Source organism: Marinomonas posidonica (genome assembly GCF_043643765.1).
GTDB classification, from domain to species: domain Bacteria; phylum Pseudomonadota; class Gammaproteobacteria; order Pseudomonadales; family Marinomonadaceae; genus Marinomonas; species Marinomonas posidonica_A.
Genome location: NZ_JBHZSP010000010.1, coordinates 1 through 19378, shown reverse-complemented (window position 1 = coordinate 19378; position 19378 = coordinate 1). Strand labels below are relative to the sequence as shown.

The window sequence follows — 19378 nt, the reverse complement described above, 5'->3', positions numbered from 1 at the left end:
GAAAGTTTTGATTTTGGACTCTGTTAAAGATTATTGTGAAAATTTTACCTCTTTAATAGCTATCTAGTTTTCTAATTGCGACACTCTTTTTTCATAATCGGTTTTCTCGTCCGTAAAACTCCGTCATAATATGAAAAAAGCCTTTAATATCCATTTTAAACGAAATAAACCCCTTTTTAGTCCCTAGTTCGCAGGATAATATTTTGTACAAGAGTGAATTCGCATCAAGAGAAATCATGCAAGCGAGTAAAAAGCCACAAAAATACGGTTTTTTACTTTTGCCTAACTATTCTATGTTAGGTTTTTCGTCCGCCATTGAAACTTTGCATATGGCAAACTGGGTGACCGGAAAAGAGTTATATTCTTTCTGTACAATTAGTCATGAAAGTCGCGAAGTCTCTTCTAATACAGGGGTTATAAGCTTGGCGGACTACATAACAAGTGAGGCTCCGAGTGGTTTGGACGCGATTTTTGTTTGTGGTGCATCACCAGTGACAAAAAACGAAAATAAAACTTTAGAAAATTGGATTAAGCAGCAAGCCAATAAAGGGATTTCTTTAGGGGGGATCTGCACAGGAAGCTATCTTTTGGCCAAAACCGGTTTGCTGGATGGCTACCGAGCAACCATTCATTGGTGGAGTATTGCCAATTTGCGAGATGAATTTCCTCAAACCATAGTGTCAGATCACTTGTTTGAAGTGGATCAAGATCGATATACGTGTAGTGGTGGTACGGCGGCCATGGATATGATGTTGTTTTTGATTGGTAAGCAACACGGTATGTTGTTAGCGAGCAATATTTCTGAGCAATTTGTCTGTGAGCGTATTCGTGCACATGACGATCCACAACGTATTCCATTGCAGGCACGTATTGGTAGTGGTCAACCGAAGTTAGTGGAAGCGGTGCAGTTAATGGAGGCCAATATTGAGGAGCCTTTGTCCTCTGAAGACATTGCTTATCATTTAGGTATTTCGCGTCGTCACTTAGAGCGACTTTTCAAAACTCATCTAGAAGTGGTGCCATCGCGCTATTATTTGGAATTAAGGCTTCAGCAAGCAAAACAACGTCTGCTTAACACCGATAAATCGATCACCGAAATAGGGCAAGATTGCGGCTTTGGTTCAGCGCCGCATTTTAGTACTACCTACAAGAGCTTTTTTGGCATGACCCCAAGAGATGAACGTAATAAACAAGGAAATGTGGTAACGGAAGTGACGCCGAATAATAGGAAGAAGCGACAGCTTTGGAAGCGCTGAAAAAAGTGACGATCAAAAAAAGCCCGTTTTAATGCTAAAACGGGCGATTTACTAGACGGATGCGCATTTGCCTTAGATGGCTTCTGCGCCAGTCTCACCAGTACGGATACGGATGATTTGTTCTAACGCTGTGACGAAGATTTTACCGTCGCCAATTTTACCTGTGTTAGCGCTGCTCTGGATGGCTTCGATTGCACGCTCAACTTGATCGGTTTCTACTGCCAGTTCTAATTTTACTTTAGGTAGAAAGTCCACCACATATTCGGCTCCGCGGTACAGTTCAGTATGACCACGTTGGCGACCAAATCCTTTTACTTCGGTCACTGTGATGCCGTTAATGCCAATTTCAGAAAGCGCCTCGCGAACTTCGTCTAGTTTAAAGGGCTTAACAATGGCTGTGATTAATTTCATTATTTTCTCTCCATTCTGATAAAGCGTTCATTAGCATAAAAATAACACTCTCTTGCCAAAGTCGCCACAATCTCAGTGGATATAGCCTATATTTTCAGCAGATTACAGTCCGTTCATCGCATCCAGATCATCGTATTTGGTCTCATGGTACTGGCGACCAAGATTATGAACCGCATCGATCAGATATTTAGGGTGATCTGGGTTCACAAATTGATGAATACCGTGACCTAGATTAAATACATGGCCACTACCATGTCCAAAGCTGGACAGTACTGCTTCTACCTCACGCTCAATCACATCTTGACCTGCATACAGTACACATGGGTCAATATTACCTTGAAGAGCGACTTGATTCCCGACACGAGCTCTGGCTTCGCCAATGTCTGTTGTCCAATCTAGCCCTAGGGCATCAGGACCTGTGGCGGCGATATTTTCCAGCCACTGCCCGCCATTTTTAGTAAATAAAATGACGGGGATTTTCTGACCTTCATGTTCACGAATGAGTCCATCCATGATTTGCTTCATGTACAACAAAGAGAACTGCTGATACATAGGGCCGCTGAGAACACCGCCCCAAGTGTCAAAGATTTGTACTGCTTGCGCGCCTGCTTTGATCTGGCCATTTAGATAGTGAGTAACGGATTGGGCCAACTTATCCAATAAGGTGTGCAGTGTCTTTGGCGATTGATACATCATCGCTTTAATGTGACGGAAGTCTTTACTAGAACCGCCTTCCACCATGTAAGTCGCTAAAGTCCAAGGGCTACCTGAAAAGCCGATCAGAGGGACTTGTCCGTTTAGTGCGTGGCGAATGGTGGTCACGGCTTTCATGACATAATCCAAATCCCCTTCCGTTGTCACTGGCAAGGCATCAATGTCGGCTTGAGTACGCATAACATGCTGGAATTTTGGTCCTTCGCCGGTCTCAAAGTAAAGGCCCAGCCCCATAGCGTCGGGAATGGTTAATATGTCTGAAAACAGAATGGCGGCATCTAAGTCATAACGCTTTAGCGGTTGTAAAGTGACTTCACAAGCGAAGGCGTCATTCTTACATAGACTCAAAAAGTCTCCTGCGGTGGCTCGGCTTGCTCGGTATTCTGGCAAGTAGCGTCCGGCTTGTCTCATCATCCAAACCGGCGTGGTGTCCACTGGCTGTTTGAGTAGGGCGCGCAGGAAGCGGTCATTTTTGAGTTCAGGAAACATTAAGCTCTCCAGTGTGAAATTTGAATGGGGGCATTTTACCTAAATTGATCAGGAATGCAGAGTGAATAAGTAGAATTTATAAAGGCTTTTGAGAAAAAGACCAATAATATTGATTTATAGCAGGGTTTGATAATGGCTATGGTCTGCTAAATGACTTAATCCCCAAGGTAGCGTTTTAAGCTGTATTGCTGAACACGCTCGGCTGCATTGGCTATGTCGCCATTTGCATGTAACTCTCTCAGCACATCTGGGAAAAATGCCCGAGTTTGCGTGACGTTCATACCAGGTTTAATGTGTTGAGAGTACAAGGCTTTTAATAAAATATAATCGAGAGGGCTTAAATAGGTGTCCACGCTGACATCGTTAAAAACGGAAGGGAAGACATCATTCGAATCGTTAGGCAAACCTAGTAACTGAGTGATTTCTTCGACAATACAATCTAAAAAGCGCGCTTTACGACGAGCATAATCAACCGGAATTATAATCGCGCCACGGGTTATTTCATAACGACCATTACGGCGAAAATTGCCAAGACAGATGGCTTCATCCAGTGCCGCACGAATATTCTCTGGGTCACCAATGTATTGTCTTACTTTATTTTCAAGTTGGGCATAGTTGGTAAAAATAACAAAAATATTAGCGTCTGATGCTTGTTGGGTGAAATCGATGGATAGGCCAGTAATACGAGCTAGATGTTGAGCGTGTACGCTTAACAATTCTTTTTGTAAATGAGCGTCCCCCGCATCACTTTCAAAATACAGGCGGATTGGTTTTTTCCAACGAATAATCTTAGGGTAGTTGGTTTCTTTGTATTCTCTTTGTAGGGCAATTTTAATGAAGCTTTCTTCAATGTAATAATCGTCTTGCCAGCGCTCCTTGGTAAAACTGAGGGTACTGCAGAACATGGCAAGAAGAATGACCAAGAAGCGAATGAGGTTAAGGTTAAATTGGGTCATCCGGTTGGGCGCTGGTAAGTTTGTTGGCGTAATGTCGTAATGCATCGAAAGAATCCGGTGTAAAATCCAAATGATTAGGGTTATCTAATATGGTCTGAATGCTCATTTCATGAACCGAAGCGACTTCTTTTGGTTGTAATGTTAACGGGCCATGTGTTTCGGGTTGATAGTGACAAGTATAGATCTTTCCCCAGATTTTGAAGCCTTTTCCTTGAGTGAAAAAAACACCATGGCTTTGCAATGGTGCATCAAAGCCTAACTCTTCCTCTAATTCACGATGAGCTGATTCAATATAGGACTCACCTTTGGCGACCACACCGCCAGTGGTTACGCCATAAAAACTGGGGCAAAAGGCTTTGTCATCAGTGCGTTTTTGGACCAGCAAATTACCACTTTCAGTGAATACTAAGATGTAAGTGACTCGATGATGATCTTCGCCAAAGTTCATGAGTCGGCGAGGCACGTCGCCAATGATTTGATTGTGTTGGTCGACTAAAATAATGACTTCGTCATTCTCTGACATAAAATACTCATTGATTGGCGGAACGAATAGAAAGCGAAAGGGTATCGGCATTTGTCTGGAAAGAAAAGCCTTAGCCTTGGTTCAATGGTGTTGAAATGGACTTTATGGCAGCCATGTTTAATAAAAGCGACCTAATTTTATGTATTTTCGGCTAAAACGGGCATGCTATGCGCGTCTTTCGCGTTTGACCGTATCATGTGCATTGCGCATGGGAGAGTGAGTTGCCCGTGCCGGAAAAGAGAGATTATGAAGACCAATATAATGGAACTAGTATGATAGTGAACGATGATTTTCTGGCTCATACCTTACGGTATCCTGAGCAAAATGGTGTTTTGGATTTTACTTTTCCCTCTGGGCGTGCTCGTGTTGAAGGGGTGGGCATCTTATCCTTGGAACCAGAGGTAAAGCGCAGCAATGTCAGTTTGGTCTTATCCGTTGGTATTCATGGCAATGAAACGGGACCGATTGAATTAGCGAACGGTATCATTAAATCTATTTTGGCGGGGGATTTGGTGTTAGGCGTACGTTTGTTGTTCATCATTGGTAACCCTCGAGCGGTCATACAGGCTCAACGTTTCTGCGATGTAAATCTAAATCGTCTGTTCTGTGGCTCATGGCAATCACAACAAGGTTACGAAGCGCAACGGGCGCAACAGTTAGAGTTATCGGTTAAGGCGTTCTTTGATGCACCTGAAGCGGTTGATTCGCAAAAATTACATTATGATCTACATACTGCCATACGTGGTTCAGTTCATGAAAAGTTTGCCGTTCATCCCTTCGTACCAAAGACAATATATCAGCAACGCCAGTTGGCTTTTTTGGCGGCTTGCGGTATTGAGGCTGTATTGTTTTCGCATCAGCCAACAAGTACTTTTTCCTACCACAGTTTTGCGCAACATGATGCTCAGGCTTTCACTATTGAATTGGGGAAGGTGAAAGCATTCGGTGAAAATGATTTGTCGTCCTTTTTGCAGATGAAGCGAGCTTTGACTGAGCTGTTGGTTAAAGGAGAGCTGATTCAAGATCGAGTTTCAGACTTGAGTTTATACGAAGTGGTCGACAGTTTAACCAAAGATCATGAAAGCTATCAGTTAAATATTGCGGACGATCTAGAAAACTTCACCTCTTTTAGGCAAGATTTTTGTTTGGCTGAATCCATTGAGCAGTGCTACATCATTAAGCAAACGGGGGACGCCATTGTGTTTCCAAATAGCAAATTACCTGTTGGTCAGCGTGCTGGCTTGGTGGTGCGTGCAAAGCCTATGTCTGCGTTTAATTTTCAATAAGCTGAGAATGTATCTTGAATACCGTTACCGAATATCGTATTGTTACGTTATAACGTTATTTGAGGTGTCTAACGAATGAATAAGCTTTTACTGACTTTGGGTGTGACGGCTCTATCGCCGTTGGCGTTAGCGAAACCGGTTATTGTCACCAGTATAAAACCTGTCTCTATGGTGGTCGCAGCCATTACTGGGGACCGAGCCGACATTGAACAAATTGTGTCCAATTCGGCATCACCCCATGATTTTGCTTTGCGTCCTTCAGATTTAAGAAAAATTGCCAACGCGGATACCGTTGTTTGGGTGGGGGAGTCATTAGAACGTTTCTTAGAGAAACCACTAGAAAATGCGGGTAAAGAAGATTCCTCTATTGAGTGGTTAGCGTTAAACGGTATGAATCTGCATAACTTCGCAGAGGGTCATGAAGACCACGATGAACACGAAGATCATGAAGGCCACGATCATGACAAGCATCACGACGATCATGATGAACACGAAGGCCACGATCATGATAAGCATGAAGATCATGAAGGCCACGATCATGATAAGCATCACGACGATCATGATGAACACGAAGGCCATGATCATGACGAACATCATGAAGGACATGAGGGGCATGACCACAGTGGTGTTGATCCGCATGTTTGGTTGTCACCAGAGAATGCCAAAGTATTGGCACAAGCGGTGACTAAGCGTTTATCTGAAATTGATGCTAAAAATGCAGCATATTATCAAACTAATTTGGCAAATTTCGAGCAGGGCTTGACCGCAAAAGATGCGCAAATTCGTGCCGCGCTGAATAAAGTTAACACGGTTCCATACATTGTTTTTCATGATGGCTACAGCTACTTTGAAAGACATTATGGTTTGCAACATGCTGGGGAAATTACAGTCAGTCCTGAACGTAAGCCTGGGGCGAAAAAAGTGGCCGAACTGCGCCATGAAATTGAAGAAAATCATGTCCAGTGTGTGTTCAGTGAGCCTCAATTTAGCCCAGCGATCGTTAAAGCTTTGCTAGACGGATCAAGTGTTAATACCGCGCCACTAGACCCTCTTGGTGGCGACATCAAGTTGGATTCGAATGCCTACTACCGTTTCCTAGACTCTCTAAGCGGTCAATTCCTGAGCTGCTTAGGCTAAACGAATGTCTGCTAATCTCGCAGAATGATTCGAAAAAAGAGTGCTCAAGTCGAGCACTCTTTTTGTATGCGACCTTCCTCCCACTCTGTATAATGAGACCACTTTTTTAGCCGTCTAATTAAACAGAGAGAAAATATGAGTGCCCCAACGTCTTCGAATACGGATACGGATGCATTGATCGCCAGTGCTCAGCGAACCCTTTCAACGCAAGCGCAAGCCCTTGCCAATCTTGCCAGTCAAGTGACGGATGAATTTGCCAAAGCCGTGCGAATGATATTAGACAGCAAAGGTCGAACCATTATCTGTGGTATGGGGAAATCGGGACTGATTGGTAAAAAAATTGCCGCAACCTTAGCGTCAACAGGCACCCCCAGTTTCTTTTTGCACCCAGGCGAAGCCTTTCATGGTGACTTAGGGATGATTCAAGCGGAAGATACACTGATATTGATCAGTTATTCCGGTGAAACCGAAGAGCTTATGCGATTACTTCCTTCTTTACAGAGCTTTGGTAATCCAAGTATTGCTTTGGTGGGCAACATGGATTCCACCTTGGCCAAGCATTGCGATTGTGTTTTAGATATTTCGGTTGACCGTGAAACCTGCCCGAATAATTTAGCGCCAACCACTTCTACGACTATGACGACCGCGATGGGCGATGCTTTGGCCGTAGCCTTGATGGAGTGTCGCGCTTTTCAGCCGCAAGATTTCGCCCGTTTTCATCCCGGCGGCAGTCTAGGTCGTAAATTGCTGACCAGAGTAAAAGACATCATGCACAAACAAGACTTGCCTGTTTGCTCTCCGAATAGCAATTTGAAAGACGCCATCACGGTCATGACCCAAGGTCGTAAAGGGGTGGTGTTGGTACAAGAGAAAGATACGTTACTGGGGATTTTTACCGACGGTGATTTACGCCGTGCCATGTTAAAAGACAGTGACGGCATGATGAATAAAAGCATTGCCGATCTTATGACCGTAAACCCTAAGACCATCAATGAAAATGTGATGATCGTCGAAGCGGAAGAGCAAATGCTAAGAGACAAAATCACCCTTTTGGTGGTGCTGAATGATGACCGAAAAGTATCCGGTATTTTAGAAATTTACGATCGCTGATAGCGAGTGACGAAGTAGAATTTAACAGGAGTTAGTATGTCTCAAGAATCAAAAATCATCAAAATTGGTCAACAGGTTGAAGTCGCGAATCACTTACCATTTGTGCTGTTCAGTGGTGTCAATGTCCTGGAATCTCGTGATTTGGCGATGCAAGTTGCTGAGGAACATGTCAAAGTAACAGAAGCACTGGGTATTCCTTATGTGTTTAAAGGGTCGTTTGACAAAGCAAACCGTTCTTCTATTAACTCTTTTCGTGGTCCAGGCATGGAAGAAGGTCTGAAGATTTTACAAGAAATCAAAGAGACCTTTAATGTGCCAGTGATCACCGATGTACATGAAGCGTATCAGTGTGCGCCTGTGGCCGAAGTGGCGGATGTGATTCAGTTGCCAGCCTTTCTTTCCCGTCAAACAGATCTAGTTGTCGCCATGGCGCAAACCGGGGCTGTGATCAACATTAAGAAGGCGCAGTTCTTAGCACCTCATGAAATGAAACACATTCTGAAAAAGTGTGAAGAAGCCGGTAATGATCAACTTATGTTGTGTGAGCGTGGCACTATGATGGGTTACAACAACCTTGTTGTAGACATGTTGGGTTTTGGTGAAATGAAGAAATTCGCTTACCCAGTGATGTTTGATGTCACTCATTCTCTACAACGTCCTGGTGGTCGTGAAGATTCAGCAGATGGTCGTCGAGCACAGGTAACAGAATTGGCCCGAGCAGGTATGTCGCTTGGCTTGTCGAGCTTGTTCTTAGAAACTCACCCGACACCGGATTCGGCTAAATGCGATGGTCCTTGTGCGTTACCGCTAGGCAAATTAGCGCCTTTCTTAAAGCAGATGAAACAGCTTGATGAGCTGGTGAAAACATTTGATGAATTGGATACGAGAGCTTAAGCCATGGATGCTGCGTTTCTTGCTTCTTATTCCGTGATATCTGAACAACCAGAATTATTGCAGCAATTGCAGAGTTTAAAGCTGGTGGTATTCGACGTGGATGGTGTCTTGACTGACGGTGGCTTGCTTTACACAGAGCAAGGCGAAACGATTAAGCGTTTTAACGTCAAAGATGGCGTCGCGATGAAACTCCTGCCTAAGTGGGGTGTGACCGTTGCGGTGATCACGGCCAAAGACTCTCCAGCCTTGCGTCAACGCATGACAGACTTGAACGTTGAGTATTTCTATCCAGGTTGTCATAACAAGGCAGAGGCTTTTGTTGATTTAACCGCAAGGTTACAAGTGTCAGCATCTCAAGTGGCTTATGTAGGAGACGATGTGATTGATTTACAGGTGATGCCGAGTGTTGGTTTGGCCATGTGTCCTGCTGATGCGCATACTCTGTTATTACGTCATTGTCCGTTGATATTATCCAAATCGGCTGGACAGGGCGTAGCAAGAGAGGTGGCGGATTTGATTCTAGCGTCCCGTATGCCACTAGAAGAAGCCTACGAATTAGCAAAGCAACCGGAGTTTGAACGTCATGTCTGATTCTACGTTACACACACAGTTACCTGCTTTTCATATTGTGATTCCGGCCCGCTATGCTTCTCAGCGTTTTCCGCAAAAGCTGATGGCAGATCTTGGTGGCAAACCTGTATTGCAATGGGTGCATGAATTGTCACGGCAAGCGGGCGCTCAGTCTGTGACTGTGGCAACCGATCATAACGAAATTTATCGTGCCGCAGAGCGGTTCGGGGCGAACGTCGTAATGACTCGTGATGACCATGAGAATGGTACAGAGCGCTTGGCGGAAGTGGCTGAAAAAATGGCTTGGTCTGGTGAGGAAATCATTGTCAATGTACAGGGAGATGAGCCTTTCCTCCCCGTCGCTTTGATTCATGCCACGGTAAAAGCCTTGTACCAAGACGCTGAAGCTGAAATGGCAACCGTAGCGTGCGCCATTGATGATAAGCAGGATTATCTTAATCCAAACGTGGTGAAAGTGGTGTGTGATGAGCGGCAGCGAGCCTTGTATTTTAGTCGCGCCCCGATCCCTTGGGACCGAGATGGCTTGGCGAGTGCGCAAGAGCCAAGTGGCTATTTGCCTATCGATTTGCCTGTTTTACGTCATATTGGTTTATACGTCTATCGGGCGAGCTTATTGAATAAATACGCTGAATTGCCCATGTCACCACTTGAACGTTGGGAAAAATTGGAACAGCTACGTTTCTTACATCAGGGTATCAAGGTGCAAGTTGCTGTGGCGGACAGTTTGCCCTCTCATGGTGTGGATACGCCCGAAGATTTGGAAAAATTGCGTCATCAATTAACCTTAGATCACCTCTAAATTCCCTTTTTAAACCTTAACGTTTGGTCGAAGGGCTGGACGTTAAGGTTTTTCTCTGTTCATTTTTTACAGTACTGTGCCGTCTCAATTCGATAGACTTTTTGACGGAGGCTTTTCATTGAACAAAGCGAATTTCTTTCATGATTGCTCTCGATTTTGAAACGAGGGGTCTCAAGCCGTATAACTTATATACAATTCTTGGTGAATTTACTCAAAATCTGCTCTTTTTGTATAGAATGTGTAAGTTATGGGTTTACATTTCCTCCAAATGTAATATTTTCTTACTAATGTGTATCTAGTTTGTATCACTTGTTTGATTTTTGAAGGATTCGATTATGAAAAAGCTTCTTGTTCTTTCCACGAGCTTACTAAGCACTGCCGCTATGGCAGCCATGCCAGTTAACCAACCCATTGGTTCCAGTTTTACCCTAAGTAGCTCTCCGAATAAGCGAGCGCTTGCTACTGCGCTAGGCAACCCAGCGGCACCATTTTTGATGGTCAATGAACAAGATGATGACAATTTTCGTTTTGGTATCCTAGGCCCATTGAGTGTTGGCATTGAAATGGGTGACGTCAGCGATCTGGGTGATCGAATGGAAGAGGTCGAAGATATTATTGATAATTCAACTGCGGGGACAGCTGCAGGAGATGTAACAAGAGTTGAAAATATCTTAAATGAAGTAGGTGATACTGCTTATGTTAAGACATCTGTAGGTTTGCAAGTGCCTTTAATGCCAGTTATTTATAAAACAGACAACAATGGCGCCTTCATGTTGGATGCTAGTATCTCTACTGTTGCAAAAGCAAATGTATTATCTAGTAATGTGTCTGTGGATGGTGGTACTGGTGAATTAACGACTGATGCATCATTCCAGGCTCAAACTGCTGTGGATCTTGCTCTTGGATTGGGCTATAGCCAATCTATGTGGGAAAACTCTCACGGCATGTTAGTCGGTGGTTTGAAAGCGACTATGCATAATATTTCTATGGGGCGTGCACTTGTTTCATTGGAAGATGACTCAACTGATGCTGATGATGCTATTTCAGATGCAATAGATGAGGATGCCATTGACTCTACTGGTGTTGGCATTGATTTAGGCATGGTTTGGGTGTCGAATAATTATCAAGTTGGTGTGACTTTTGCGAACATCAATGAGCCAGAGTTTGATGGTGTTGCAATTGATACTGCTTGTGGATCAGAAAGTTGTGATGCAGCCCAAAGTTTGCAGAATGCAGGCAAGCTTGATACCACTGGTAGTAAATATGTAATGGAAATGCAAACCACAGTAGACCTTGCTGTATCAACGGCTGGTAAGCAGTTTACATTGGGTATGTCATACGACACGAACCCTGTTGAAGATGCGGTGGGTGACGAATACCAGTGGGCAGCGGCTTCTTTGTCTTACTATGGCGATTCTCACTTCTTACCAGGTCTACGAGTGGGTTACCGTCAGAATATGGCGGGTACGGAGCTAAGTTATGGTAGTTTCGGTTTGACGATCTTAAAACGTCTAAATTTAGACGTTGCTGTGGCATTAGACACAGTGGAAGACGAAGATGGTGACGAAATGCCACGTAGTGTGTATTTTGCGTTAGGTTATGATACCGCTTTCTAAACAGTAAAGATTTTGCAAATAAAGCCGATGACATAACTGTCCTCGGCTTTTTTGTTGGTCATTGTTTGCTGAGTTATTTACTGGGTTGTTTAGGGATTTTGCTCCGTCATGAAAAAGTATTTTGCCATTGCTTGTTTATACCTTGTTAGTTCATCGGTGATGGCAGCCATGTATACCTATCAGCCAATCGGTTCCAGTACCGTATTGGGCAGTTACGGAAACCGTCATGCCTTGTCGACTGCCATGGGAAATCCAGCGGCGTCTTATTTAATGGCGAATTTACAAGGCTTTCGTATTGGCTTTGTGGGACCAATAGGCATTGGTGTTGAAGGGGGCGGCGTCGGGACCATCAATGATAAGGTCGATTCGCTGGAAGCCAGTGTCGATACGGATTACCTGTCGTCTTTGGATTTGCAAGCCATCGAGAATGGCGCGACTAATGTTTATAACAATACATCTGGCAGTAATGCCGATAAAGAAGCGGCAGCGAACGCGTATATCGTTCAAGAAATCAATGCGGCTGTGGATACCATTGAAGACAGTTTGGCAGACGTGAGCGACGATGTAGCTGCGATTGCGGACACAACCTACCTTAAGTTCGCGACGACTGTGCAAGGGCCGTTTCTTCCCATCATATACAAAACCCGTCGACGTGGTGTCTTTATGATCGACGCCAGTGCTTCCTTAGTGGGTAGGGCACAAATATTATCGGACAGTTTTTCGCTAAACGGTTTGGATGATCTGCGTAATATTTCTGATGAAAACGATTTGCAAAATGTTGATTTGGCGGCCATCGAGCTTGAAACGGATACCTCACTTTACTTGAAAAGAGTCTCTAATTATAAATTCAGTATTGGCTACAGCGAAATGTATTCACGTACCACTGGCAGTGCTTTGTTATTAGGTGGACGATTGAACTTTCATAAATTGGCCATGGATCAAAAATTAACGGTGTTGAATGAAGATGGTGATTCTGATGTCTCTTATGGGGATTTCTTTATTAGCCGAGAAGATCGCTCAGATGGGATCTCGCTTGATTTGGGGGCCATCATTGCAGCGCGTTACTTACAGTTGGGGGCCACCTTGTCCAATGTGAATGAACCCGAATTTGATTATAAGGTGATTGGGCGCTGTACCGGTTTGTCCGGTGCTGATCTATCAGCCTGTAATGCGGCCATTGGTTTTGCGGATTCAGGTAAAATTTCTCTTAAAGAAAAATATAAGATGAAAGCCCAACTTAATCTAAGTATGGCGTTGAAGAGTAAAGATCAAAATTTTTCCATTGCTGGCTCTTTTGATGCCAATTCGATTAAAGATCCGTTAGGCGATCAATACCAATGGGCTGCGGTTTCCATCTCTCATTACAGTGATGATTTTTTCTCCATCGGGATGAGAGCGGGTGTTCGCAAGAACATGTCTGGTAATGAGATGAGTTACTACACTGCCGGCTTGACCTTGTCTCGTCGATTGGACATTGATGTGGCCTATTCACCAGAGAACGATGACGGCGATAGTGGCTTTTATTTCTCCATCGGTTACAGCTTTATGTACTAACTTTTGTCGTCAGATTGATGTCGATACACTGCTTTGGGCTGAGTATAGCTTGCAATGGAACATCCCAAGGTTCGATGGGTAATCGTTCAACTTGCTGACAATCATGGGCTAAACCAATTAATAATGGTTTTTGCTCAATGCTCTTGCTGGCAAAACTCTTGTCATAGAAGCCTCCTCCCATCCCTAATCGCCCGCCATATTGGTCAAAACCAACCAGTGGCATAAAGACAATGTCGAGAGCGTCATGGGCTTGGTATGTCTCAGTCACAGGTTCGGCAATGCCAAATCGATTGTTATGCCATTGTGTTGTTTGGTCATAATGCGCAAAGCGTAATATTTCGCCTTTCACAACCGGTAAGTAAGTTTTGATCTTGTGTTGCCAGCAATATTCGCGGATGAGGTGTGGGGATATTTCACCGTCGTTCGCTAGATACAAAGCAACATGTTCTACTTTATCTAACCATCGAGAGTGAAGCGCTTGCTCAAGCAGTTGATTAGCGGCTTGTAGTTGTTCGTGTTCTGTCAGTTGACGTCTGGCGTGACGTAAGGTTTTACGTAGACTGTGACGATCGAGAAGAGGCTGTATCATGAAAAGGGTTTCCCAAGTTGCCGTTTCGACTATTGGCCTTGAACCCAGTGGTTCAAGGTGGAAAAAGCTGTGACTCTTTAGGCTTTCCGACGCACGGACATGCACACCAAACCAACAGGCCTTTTCCGGGGTATTACTCATAGGCTCAAGGGCGTTAAGCCGCTACGTACAACCCAGGAAACGAGTGAAGTATAGAGTAACTGCGGCTAAAAATCACGGACGAAGCTTGTTCATTTCCTTCCCTGTATGAAGAAAATTCGTTTTTATCCCTTGCGCCTTGTTGAATCGTGTACGGATTGAACAGATCTGTGTTTATTCGTTAACCAATTTTGTTTCGTGTGCCAGTGCCGCATCTAGCTGAGAGGTCAACTCTCGCAGTTGTTGCTCATTGGAGCGAGCAAATTTTCGCCCAGATAGCATATCGTGAGTAATATTCAATGCCGCAAGCACAGCAATTTTTTCAAGTCCGACGATTTTTCCGCTGGCTTTGATCTCACGCATTTGAGTATCCAAATATTCCGCGGATTCTTTCAATTCCGCTTCGTGCCCTTTCGGACAATGTATGTTGTAAGTTTGTCCCAGTATGGCGACTGAAACCGTTGGCTTATCCATATAGACTCCATTTGATAGCAAGGCCCACAAAAAATGGTCAGTTTTTCCATCATTGAGTAGCGAATGGCATTTTATGCTGCGAGTAAATTCGTTACAATTCCGAATTAATTTTATCCACACTGTTTATAGCAAATTGACGCCAATATGGAAATAAACCCGATACTTTCGCAAATAAAAGATCTATCCGAACGTGCTCTTACCCTTCGGGGGTATCTTTGACTACGATGCAAAGAAAGAACGTTTAGAAGAAGTAAACCGAGAATTAGAAGATTCTAATGTCTGGAACGATCCAGATTATGCTCAAAAACTAGGTAAAGAGCGTTCCGCGCTCGAAGCGGTTGTTGATACCTTAGATGGTATGGATAACGGTCTTGCTGATGCTAAAGAGTTGCTTGATATCGCCGTTGAAGAAAACGATGAAGACTCAGTCGAAGCGGTTCAGCTGGAACTTGATGAGTTGGAAGCCTTGCTGGCTAAACTGGAATTCCGTCGCATGTTCTCGAAAGAGATGGACGAAAACAGTGCTTTCCTAGACATTCAGTCGGGCTCAGGAGGTACCGAGGCGCAAGACTGGGCCAATATTCTGTTGCGCATGTATTTGCGTTGGGGTGAGGATAAGGGCTTTAAAGTCGATTTGGTGGAAGTATCTGCTGGAGAAGTGGCTGGTATTAAATCGGCGACCATTCGTTTTGAAGGTGAGTATGCGTTTGGTTGGTTGAGAACCGAAACAGGTGTGCACCGTCTGGTGCGTAAGTCACCATTTGACTCAGGTAATCGTCGTCATACTTCGTTTGCATCCGTATTTGTGTCCCCTGAAATTGATGACAATGTTGAAATTGATATTAATCCTGCTGACTTGCGTACTGATACGTATCGCTCTTCGGGAGCAGGTGGACAACACGTTAATACAACAGACTCTGCGGTGCGTATTACGCACATACCGAGTGGCATCGTCGTGCAATGTCAAAACCAGCGTTCACAGCACGCTAACCGTGATTTTGCGATGAAACAGCTGCGTGCTAAGTTGTATGAATTGGAAATGATGAAGCGAACAGAAGCGGCGCAAGCCGTGGAAGACAGCAAGTCGGACATTGGTTGGGGGAGTCAGATTCGTTCTTACGTATTGGACTCTTCTCGTATCAAAGATTTGCGGACTGGCGTGGAAAGCTCCAATACAGGAGCGGTGTTGGATGGTAATTTAGATCAATTTATCGTCGCAAGTTTAAAACAAGGCCTGTAAAGCGCCATTCCTTATTTTAGAAAAGATTAAAGAGTAGATACCAATATCATGGCAAACGACTACACAGAAACAAGTTTACAATCAGAAGATAACCGTCTTGTGGCGGAGCGTCGTGGCAAATTAGCGGCGATTCGTGAACAGCGTAATGCTTTTCCAAATCAATTCCGTCGTGATGCCTATGCTGCGGATTTACAAGCCGAATTTGGTGAGTTAGAAAAAGCGGAACTGGAAGAGAAAGATCACAAAGTGAGTATTGCGGGACGTATCGTACGTAACCGTGGTGCTTTTATGTTGCTACAAGACATGTCGGGCCAGATTCAAGCTTACATTAATCGTAAGGCGCTTAGTCCTGAGCTATTGGCTGAGCAAAAAACATGGGATTTGGGTGACATCATTGGCGTGACGGGGCCAGTGCATAAGTCTGGTAAAGGTGACTTGTACATTGATATGCAAGAAGCGCAATTATTGACTAAATCCTTGCGTCCACTTCCTGATAAGCACCATGGTTTGTCAGACATGGAAATGCGTTACCGTCAGCGTTACGTGGATTTGATTGTGAATGAAGAGTCTCGTGATACTTTCCAGATTCGTTCTAAAATCATTTCTACTATTCGCCGTTTCCTAGAAGATCGTCGTTTCATGGAAGTTGAAACGCCTATGTTGCAGACCATTCCAGGTGGCGCTACAGCACGTCCTTTTGTGACACATCACAATGCCATGGACATGAGCATGTATTTGCGTATCGCACCAGAGCTTTACTTGAAACGCTTGGTTGTTGGTGGTTTTGAGCGCGTTTTCGAGATCAACCGTAACTTCCGTAATGAAGGGACATCGACTCGACACAACCCAGAATTCACTATGATCGAGTTCTACCAAGCTTACGCAGATTACAAAGATCTGATGGATCTAACTGAAGCCATGTTACGTGATGTGGCTGAGAAGGTATTGAACACCACAACGGTCACTTACCAGGGTTCTGAATATGACTTTGGTGCGCCCTTTGTTCGCATGACGATGTTGGAGTCCATCTTACATTACAACCCAGATTTGACGGAAGATGACCTTAGCACCCTAGAAAAAGCCACCGAAGTAGCGAAGAAGCTGAAAATCGATGTTAAGCCAATTTGGGGCTTGGGCAAGCTTTGGACTGAAATCTTTGAAGAAACGGCTGAACATAAGTTAGATCAACCGACTTTCATCACCGAGTATCCTGCTGAAGTATCACCTTTGGCACGTCGTAATGACGAGAATGATTTTATTACTGATCGTTTTGAGTTCTTTGTTGGTGGTCGTGAAATTGCAAACGGTTTCTCGGAGTTAAATGATCCAGAAGACCAAGCGGAACGTTTCAAGCGTCAAGTGGCGGAAAAAGATGCGGGCGATGACGAAGCCATGCATTATGACGCCGATTACATTAACGCATTGGAATACGGCTTGCCGCCAACCGCAGGTGAGGGGATTGGTATTGACCGTTTGGTGATGCTGTTCACTGATGCACCTTCGATTCGCGATGTGCTTTTGTTCCCTCATATGAAGCCTCAGGACTGATCCTAGGCCGGATATAGTCACTGATAAATTATTTTGTGTATAAGGCCTCAATTGAGGCCTTATTTTGTTTTTACACTCTATTTTTGAATGAAGTACCACGGAGCATTCCATGAGTCGTTTTTGGACCGATAAAATCGCATCACTTGATCCTTATGTGCCAGGTGAGCAGCCTCAAGACAAACAATACATTAAGCTCAATACCAATGAGAGTCCTTATTCACCTTCTCCAAAGGCATTACAGGCGATGGCAGCAGAGGTATCGGAAAGTCTGCGCTTGTACCCTGACCCCAATGCCATGGTGCTAAAAACGGCTTTGGCCAGTCAATATCAATTGAATACTCATCAGGTGTTTGTCGGCAATGGCTCTGATGAAGTGTTGGCGTTGGCTTTCATGGGCTATTTTACCAATGGTAAACCTTTGGCCTTTGCAGACATCACTTACAGCTTTTATAAGGTGTACGCTGGTCTTTACGGGATTACGCCTAAACTAATTCCTTTGACCGGTGAATTTGATATTGCTGCTGAGGACTATCAGCATTTAGATGTATCCGGTGTGGTTGTCACCAACCCTAATGCGCCAACTGGAAAAGCGTTACCGCTTACTGATATCGAAACCATTTTGCAATCTAACCCAGATGTAGTGGTACTGGTGGACGAAGCGTATGTGGACTTTGGTGCACAGAGTGCGGTGGCCTTGGTCAATCAATACCCGAATTTATTGGTTGTGCAAACTTTGTCGAAGTCACGTGCTTTAGCGGGTATCCGAGTTGGCTACGCTTTTGGTCACCCAGATTTAATCGAAGGCTTGGAGCGTTTAAAAAATTCATTTAACTCCTACCCAATTGATCGCATTGCGCTAGCCGGAGCGACGGCTGCGGTAGAAGATGAAACCTATCTAAAGAATATTTGTGATAAAACCATCGCCACTCGTGAAACCACGGTGAAAGCTCTTACTCAGTTGGGTTATGAATTATTGCCTTCAGCGACCAACTTTGTGTTTGCGACTCATCCAGAAAAGTCGGCGGAAGAGGTGTATTTAAAACTGAAAGAACAAGGCATATTGGTGCGTTATTTTGGTAACAAGCCTCGTATTGGAAATTATTTGCGCATTACGATTGGCACTGATGAAGAAATGCAGGCATTGGTTACAGCGTTAAGCGCGTTATAAATTTCATCCAAGTTTGTTGGGAAGAGAATATGGATGTCTCTTCCCGATAACAAAATCAAACGAGTGTCTTTGTCGGTTGAGTTGAATAGAGGAGGTGAGAGGTTGTTAAAAATATCGTAATGAAATGTATCTAGATATTGCTTTAAAAAACTAAATATGAATTAAAGTTGCAAATGTGAATTCATCGCAGTAGTATAAATTGTATTAATTTTGAACAGTTTTTAATTAAGAGATTTTTAAGCGTCTGATAATCAAGTATTACAGGCAAATTAAATGATCTAGATTAAGAATATTAAGTACAAACATTAATATAATTAGCAGTAGAAGTAAGATATAGGGACGGATCACTATGAGTACTTTATCTATTTTGGCACTGGTTTCTGGAACATTTTCCATCTTTTTACCAATGGGTGGCATTTTCATCGCGATATTAAGTAGCTTAATGGCTGTGATGGCGTTTCGCTCCCACCCCACCATATCTGCAATTACCTTCGGTATTAATATTATCAACGCTTCCTTTTTAAGTTCGAGTTTAGTCGCTACGGATACACGGTTTGGTGACGCTTATTTATTGTTAGTAGGTTTCCATGCCGTATTACTTTCAGTAGGTATTGTTTGGCGTTTATCTAGACAAGGTTATCAAAAGAGTACGCAGCGGATATTGTAAGTCTGTATTTTGGGAAGATATTAATGATGGATATTCATCCATGATTGACGTTATGTCTGCGATTAAACGCTTTACATGAATACCTTTCAGATTTTGTGGTTTCTGTTTATTGATTTTTAGCAAAAAAAGGCGGTAATCATTATGAACTGACCCCCAATAGTTGGACATTCCAATTACTGGGGGTCTTTTTATGTCCAAATATCACAGAGAATTTAAAC

General features: G+C 43.8%; 19 protein-coding genes and 1 other RNA gene. 13 read left to right on the top strand and 7 right to left on the bottom strand.

What is annotated here, in order from left to right; genetic code table 11:
* Nucleotides 1-236: 236 nt before the first annotated feature.
* Nucleotides 237-1256 carry a GlxA family transcriptional regulator gene (locus tag ACHUFM_RS12215; protein ID WP_394182512.1) on the top strand — a complete coding sequence of 340 codons (1020 nt, stop codon included), beginning with the start codon at nucleotides 237-239 and terminating at the stop codon, nucleotides 1254-1256.
* A gap of 72 nt (nucleotides 1257-1328) precedes the next feature.
* Here ACHUFM_RS12215 and ACHUFM_RS12210 read toward each other — a convergent pair whose 3' ends face one another.
* The 4 genes from ACHUFM_RS12210 to ACHUFM_RS12195 all read right to left on the bottom strand — a co-directional run bounded on the left by ACHUFM_RS12210 (nucleotide 1329) and on the right by ACHUFM_RS12195 (nucleotide 4349).
* Nucleotides 1329-1667, bottom strand: a complete 339-nt coding sequence (locus ACHUFM_RS12210; RefSeq protein ID WP_063333175.1) for a P-II family nitrogen regulator — start codon at nucleotides 1665-1667, stop codon at nucleotides 1329-1331.
* 102 nt (nucleotides 1668-1769) lie between these two features.
* Nucleotides 1770-2870 (bottom strand): uroporphyrinogen decarboxylase, encoded by a 1101-nt coding sequence (gene hemE, locus ACHUFM_RS12205; RefSeq protein WP_394182511.1) that lies wholly within the window; start codon nucleotides 2868-2870, stop codon nucleotides 1770-1772.
* A 155-nt stretch (nucleotides 2871-3025) separates the two neighbouring features.
* A complete protein-coding gene (locus tag ACHUFM_RS12200) occupies nucleotides 3026-3871 on the bottom strand; it encodes a DUF2927 domain-containing protein (protein ID WP_394182510.1) in 846 nt (281 codons plus the stop codon).
* Complete coding sequence (locus ACHUFM_RS12195; RefSeq protein ID WP_063333172.1) at nucleotides 3813-4349, bottom strand: NUDIX hydrolase; 537 nt, start codon at nucleotides 4347-4349, stop codon at nucleotides 3813-3815. Before ACHUFM_RS12195 ends, ACHUFM_RS12200 begins: the two co-directional genes overlap by 59 nt.
* Before the next feature lie 272 nt (nucleotides 4350-4621).
* Between ACHUFM_RS12195 and astE the strand changes: the two genes are divergently transcribed.
* The 8 genes from astE to traF (ACHUFM_RS12155) all read left to right on the top strand — a co-directional run bounded on the left by astE (nucleotide 4622) and on the right by traF (ACHUFM_RS12155) (nucleotide 13336).
* Nucleotides 4622-5635 (top strand): succinylglutamate desuccinylase, encoded by a 1014-nt coding sequence (gene astE / locus ACHUFM_RS12190; protein WP_394182509.1) that lies wholly within the window; start codon nucleotides 4622-4624, stop codon nucleotides 5633-5635.
* A gap of 75 nt (nucleotides 5636-5710) precedes the next feature.
* Entirely contained in the window at nucleotides 5711-6772 is a 1062-nt protein-coding gene (locus ACHUFM_RS12185; protein WP_394182508.1) for a zinc ABC transporter substrate-binding protein, read from the top strand.
* Between the two features lie 135 nt (nucleotides 6773-6907).
* Nucleotides 6908-7882: a KpsF/GutQ family sugar-phosphate isomerase gene (locus ACHUFM_RS12180; protein WP_394182507.1), complete on the top strand. Its 975-nt coding sequence runs from the start codon at nucleotides 6908-6910 to the stop codon at nucleotides 7880-7882.
* Nucleotides 7883-7918: 36 nt separating this feature from the next.
* The gene (kdsA, locus tag ACHUFM_RS12175; RefSeq protein ID WP_394182506.1) at nucleotides 7919-8776 is read left to right on the top strand and encodes a 3-deoxy-8-phosphooctulonate synthase; all 858 of its coding nucleotides are present in this window, start codon (nucleotides 7919-7921) and stop codon (nucleotides 8774-8776) included.
* 3 nt (nucleotides 8777-8779) lie between these two features.
* Nucleotides 8780-9367 (top strand): KdsC family phosphatase, encoded by a 588-nt coding sequence (locus tag ACHUFM_RS12170; RefSeq protein WP_394182505.1) that lies wholly within the window; start codon nucleotides 8780-8782, stop codon nucleotides 9365-9367.
* Nucleotides 9360-10166 (top strand): 3-deoxy-manno-octulosonate cytidylyltransferase, encoded by an 807-nt coding sequence (gene kdsB / locus ACHUFM_RS12165; RefSeq protein ID WP_394182504.1) that lies wholly within the window; start codon nucleotides 9360-9362, stop codon nucleotides 10164-10166. The genes ACHUFM_RS12170 and kdsB overlap by 8 nt, the downstream gene beginning before the upstream one ends.
* Before the next feature lie 335 nt (nucleotides 10167-10501).
* Nucleotides 10502-11782, top strand: a complete 1281-nt coding sequence (traF, locus tag ACHUFM_RS12160) for a conjugal transfer protein TraF (RefSeq protein WP_394182503.1) — start codon at nucleotides 10502-10504, stop codon at nucleotides 11780-11782.
* Nucleotides 11783-11890: 108 nt separating this feature from the next.
* On the top strand, nucleotides 11891-13336 hold the full coding sequence (traF, locus tag ACHUFM_RS12155; protein ID WP_394182502.1) for a conjugal transfer protein TraF: 1446 nt from the start codon (nucleotides 11891-11893) through the stop codon (nucleotides 13334-13336).
* On the opposite strand, the gene ACHUFM_RS12150 is transcribed toward traF (ACHUFM_RS12155), so the two are convergent.
* The 3 genes from ACHUFM_RS12150 to ACHUFM_RS12140 form a co-directional block, all read right to left on the bottom strand.
* Nucleotides 13326-13925, bottom strand: a complete 600-nt coding sequence (locus ACHUFM_RS12150; RefSeq protein ID WP_394182501.1) for a 5-formyltetrahydrofolate cyclo-ligase — start codon at nucleotides 13923-13925, stop codon at nucleotides 13326-13328. The genes traF (ACHUFM_RS12155) and ACHUFM_RS12150 overlap by 11 nt on opposite strands.
* 5 nt (nucleotides 13926-13930) lie before the next feature.
* A non-coding RNA gene (gene ssrS / locus ACHUFM_RS12145) (6S RNA) lies at nucleotides 13931-14108 on the bottom strand.
* Nucleotides 14109-14237: 129 nt separating this feature from the next.
* A complete protein-coding gene (locus ACHUFM_RS12140; RefSeq protein ID WP_394182500.1) occupies nucleotides 14238-14537 on the bottom strand; it encodes a cell division protein ZapA in 300 nt (99 codons plus the stop codon).
* Between the two features lie 144 nt (nucleotides 14538-14681).
* On the opposite strand from ACHUFM_RS12140, the gene prfB reads away from it, so the two are divergent.
* From prfB to ACHUFM_RS12120, 4 genes are all read left to right on the top strand, one after another.
* Nucleotides 14682-15777, top strand: a protein-coding gene (gene prfB / locus ACHUFM_RS12135; RefSeq protein ID WP_156486252.1) for a peptide chain release factor 2 whose coding sequence is annotated in 2 segments (ribosomal slippage) — nucleotides 14682-14753 and nucleotides 14755-15777 — 1095 coding nt in all. Because the reading frame shifts where the segments join, the coding sequence is not laid out codon by codon here.
* A 48-nt stretch (nucleotides 15778-15825) separates the two neighbouring features.
* On the top strand, nucleotides 15826-17325 hold the full coding sequence (gene lysS / locus ACHUFM_RS12130; protein WP_394182499.1) for a lysine--tRNA ligase: 1500 nt from the start codon (nucleotides 15826-15828) through the stop codon (nucleotides 17323-17325).
* Between the two features lie 109 nt (nucleotides 17326-17434).
* Nucleotides 17435-18493: a histidinol-phosphate transaminase gene (hisC, locus tag ACHUFM_RS12125; RefSeq protein ID WP_394182498.1), complete on the top strand. Its 1059-nt coding sequence runs from the start codon at nucleotides 17435-17437 to the stop codon at nucleotides 18491-18493.
* A gap of 349 nt (nucleotides 18494-18842) precedes the next feature.
* Nucleotides 18843-19160, top strand: coding sequence for a hypothetical protein (locus ACHUFM_RS12120; RefSeq protein ID WP_394182497.1), 318 nt, complete (start codon nucleotides 18843-18845; stop codon nucleotides 19158-19160).
* The last annotated feature ends 218 nt before the right edge of the window (nucleotides 19161-19378 follow it).

Excerpts from the sequence above, each read along its gene's own strand:
- ACHUFM_RS12215 (WP_394182512.1), top strand. The coding sequence starts at position 237 with ATGCAAGCGAGTAAAAAGCCACAAAAATACGGTTTTTTACTTTTGCCT.
- ACHUFM_RS12210 (WP_063333175.1), bottom strand. The coding sequence starts at position 1,667 with ATGAAATTAATCACAGCCATTGTTAAGCCCTTTAAACTAGACGAAGTT.
- hemE (WP_394182511.1), bottom strand. The coding sequence starts at position 2,870 with ATGTTTCCTGAACTCAAAAATGACCGCTTCCTGCGCGCCCTACTCAAA.
- ACHUFM_RS12200 (WP_394182510.1), bottom strand. The coding sequence starts at position 3,871 with ATGCATTACGACATTACGCCAACAAACTTACCAGCGCCCAACCGGATG.
- ACHUFM_RS12195 (WP_063333172.1), bottom strand. The coding sequence starts at position 4,349 with ATGTCAGAGAATGACGAAGTCATTATTTTAGTCGACCAACACAATCAA.
- astE (WP_394182509.1), top strand. The coding sequence starts at position 4,622 with ATGATAGTGAACGATGATTTTCTGGCTCATACCTTACGGTATCCTGAG.
- ACHUFM_RS12185 (WP_394182508.1), top strand. The coding sequence starts at position 5,711 with ATGAATAAGCTTTTACTGACTTTGGGTGTGACGGCTCTATCGCCGTTG.
- ACHUFM_RS12180 (WP_394182507.1), top strand. The coding sequence starts at position 6,908 with ATGAGTGCCCCAACGTCTTCGAATACGGATACGGATGCATTGATCGCC.
- kdsA (WP_394182506.1), top strand. The coding sequence starts at position 7,919 with ATGTCTCAAGAATCAAAAATCATCAAAATTGGTCAACAGGTTGAAGTC.
- ACHUFM_RS12170 (WP_394182505.1), top strand. The coding sequence starts at position 8,780 with ATGGATGCTGCGTTTCTTGCTTCTTATTCCGTGATATCTGAACAACCA.
- kdsB (WP_394182504.1), top strand. The coding sequence starts at position 9,360 with ATGTCTGATTCTACGTTACACACACAGTTACCTGCTTTTCATATTGTG.
- traF (WP_394182503.1), top strand. The coding sequence starts at position 10,502 with ATGAAAAAGCTTCTTGTTCTTTCCACGAGCTTACTAAGCACTGCCGCT.
- traF (WP_394182502.1), top strand. The coding sequence starts at position 11,891 with ATGAAAAAGTATTTTGCCATTGCTTGTTTATACCTTGTTAGTTCATCG.
- ACHUFM_RS12150 (WP_394182501.1), bottom strand. The coding sequence starts at position 13,925 with ATGATACAGCCTCTTCTCGATCGTCACAGTCTACGTAAAACCTTACGT.
- ACHUFM_RS12140 (WP_394182500.1), bottom strand. The coding sequence starts at position 14,537 with ATGGATAAGCCAACGGTTTCAGTCGCCATACTGGGACAAACTTACAAC.
- lysS (WP_394182499.1), top strand. The coding sequence starts at position 15,826 with ATGGCAAACGACTACACAGAAACAAGTTTACAATCAGAAGATAACCGT.
- hisC (WP_394182498.1), top strand. The coding sequence starts at position 17,435 with ATGAGTCGTTTTTGGACCGATAAAATCGCATCACTTGATCCTTATGTG.
- ACHUFM_RS12120 (WP_394182497.1), top strand. The coding sequence starts at position 18,843 with ATGAGTACTTTATCTATTTTGGCACTGGTTTCTGGAACATTTTCCATC.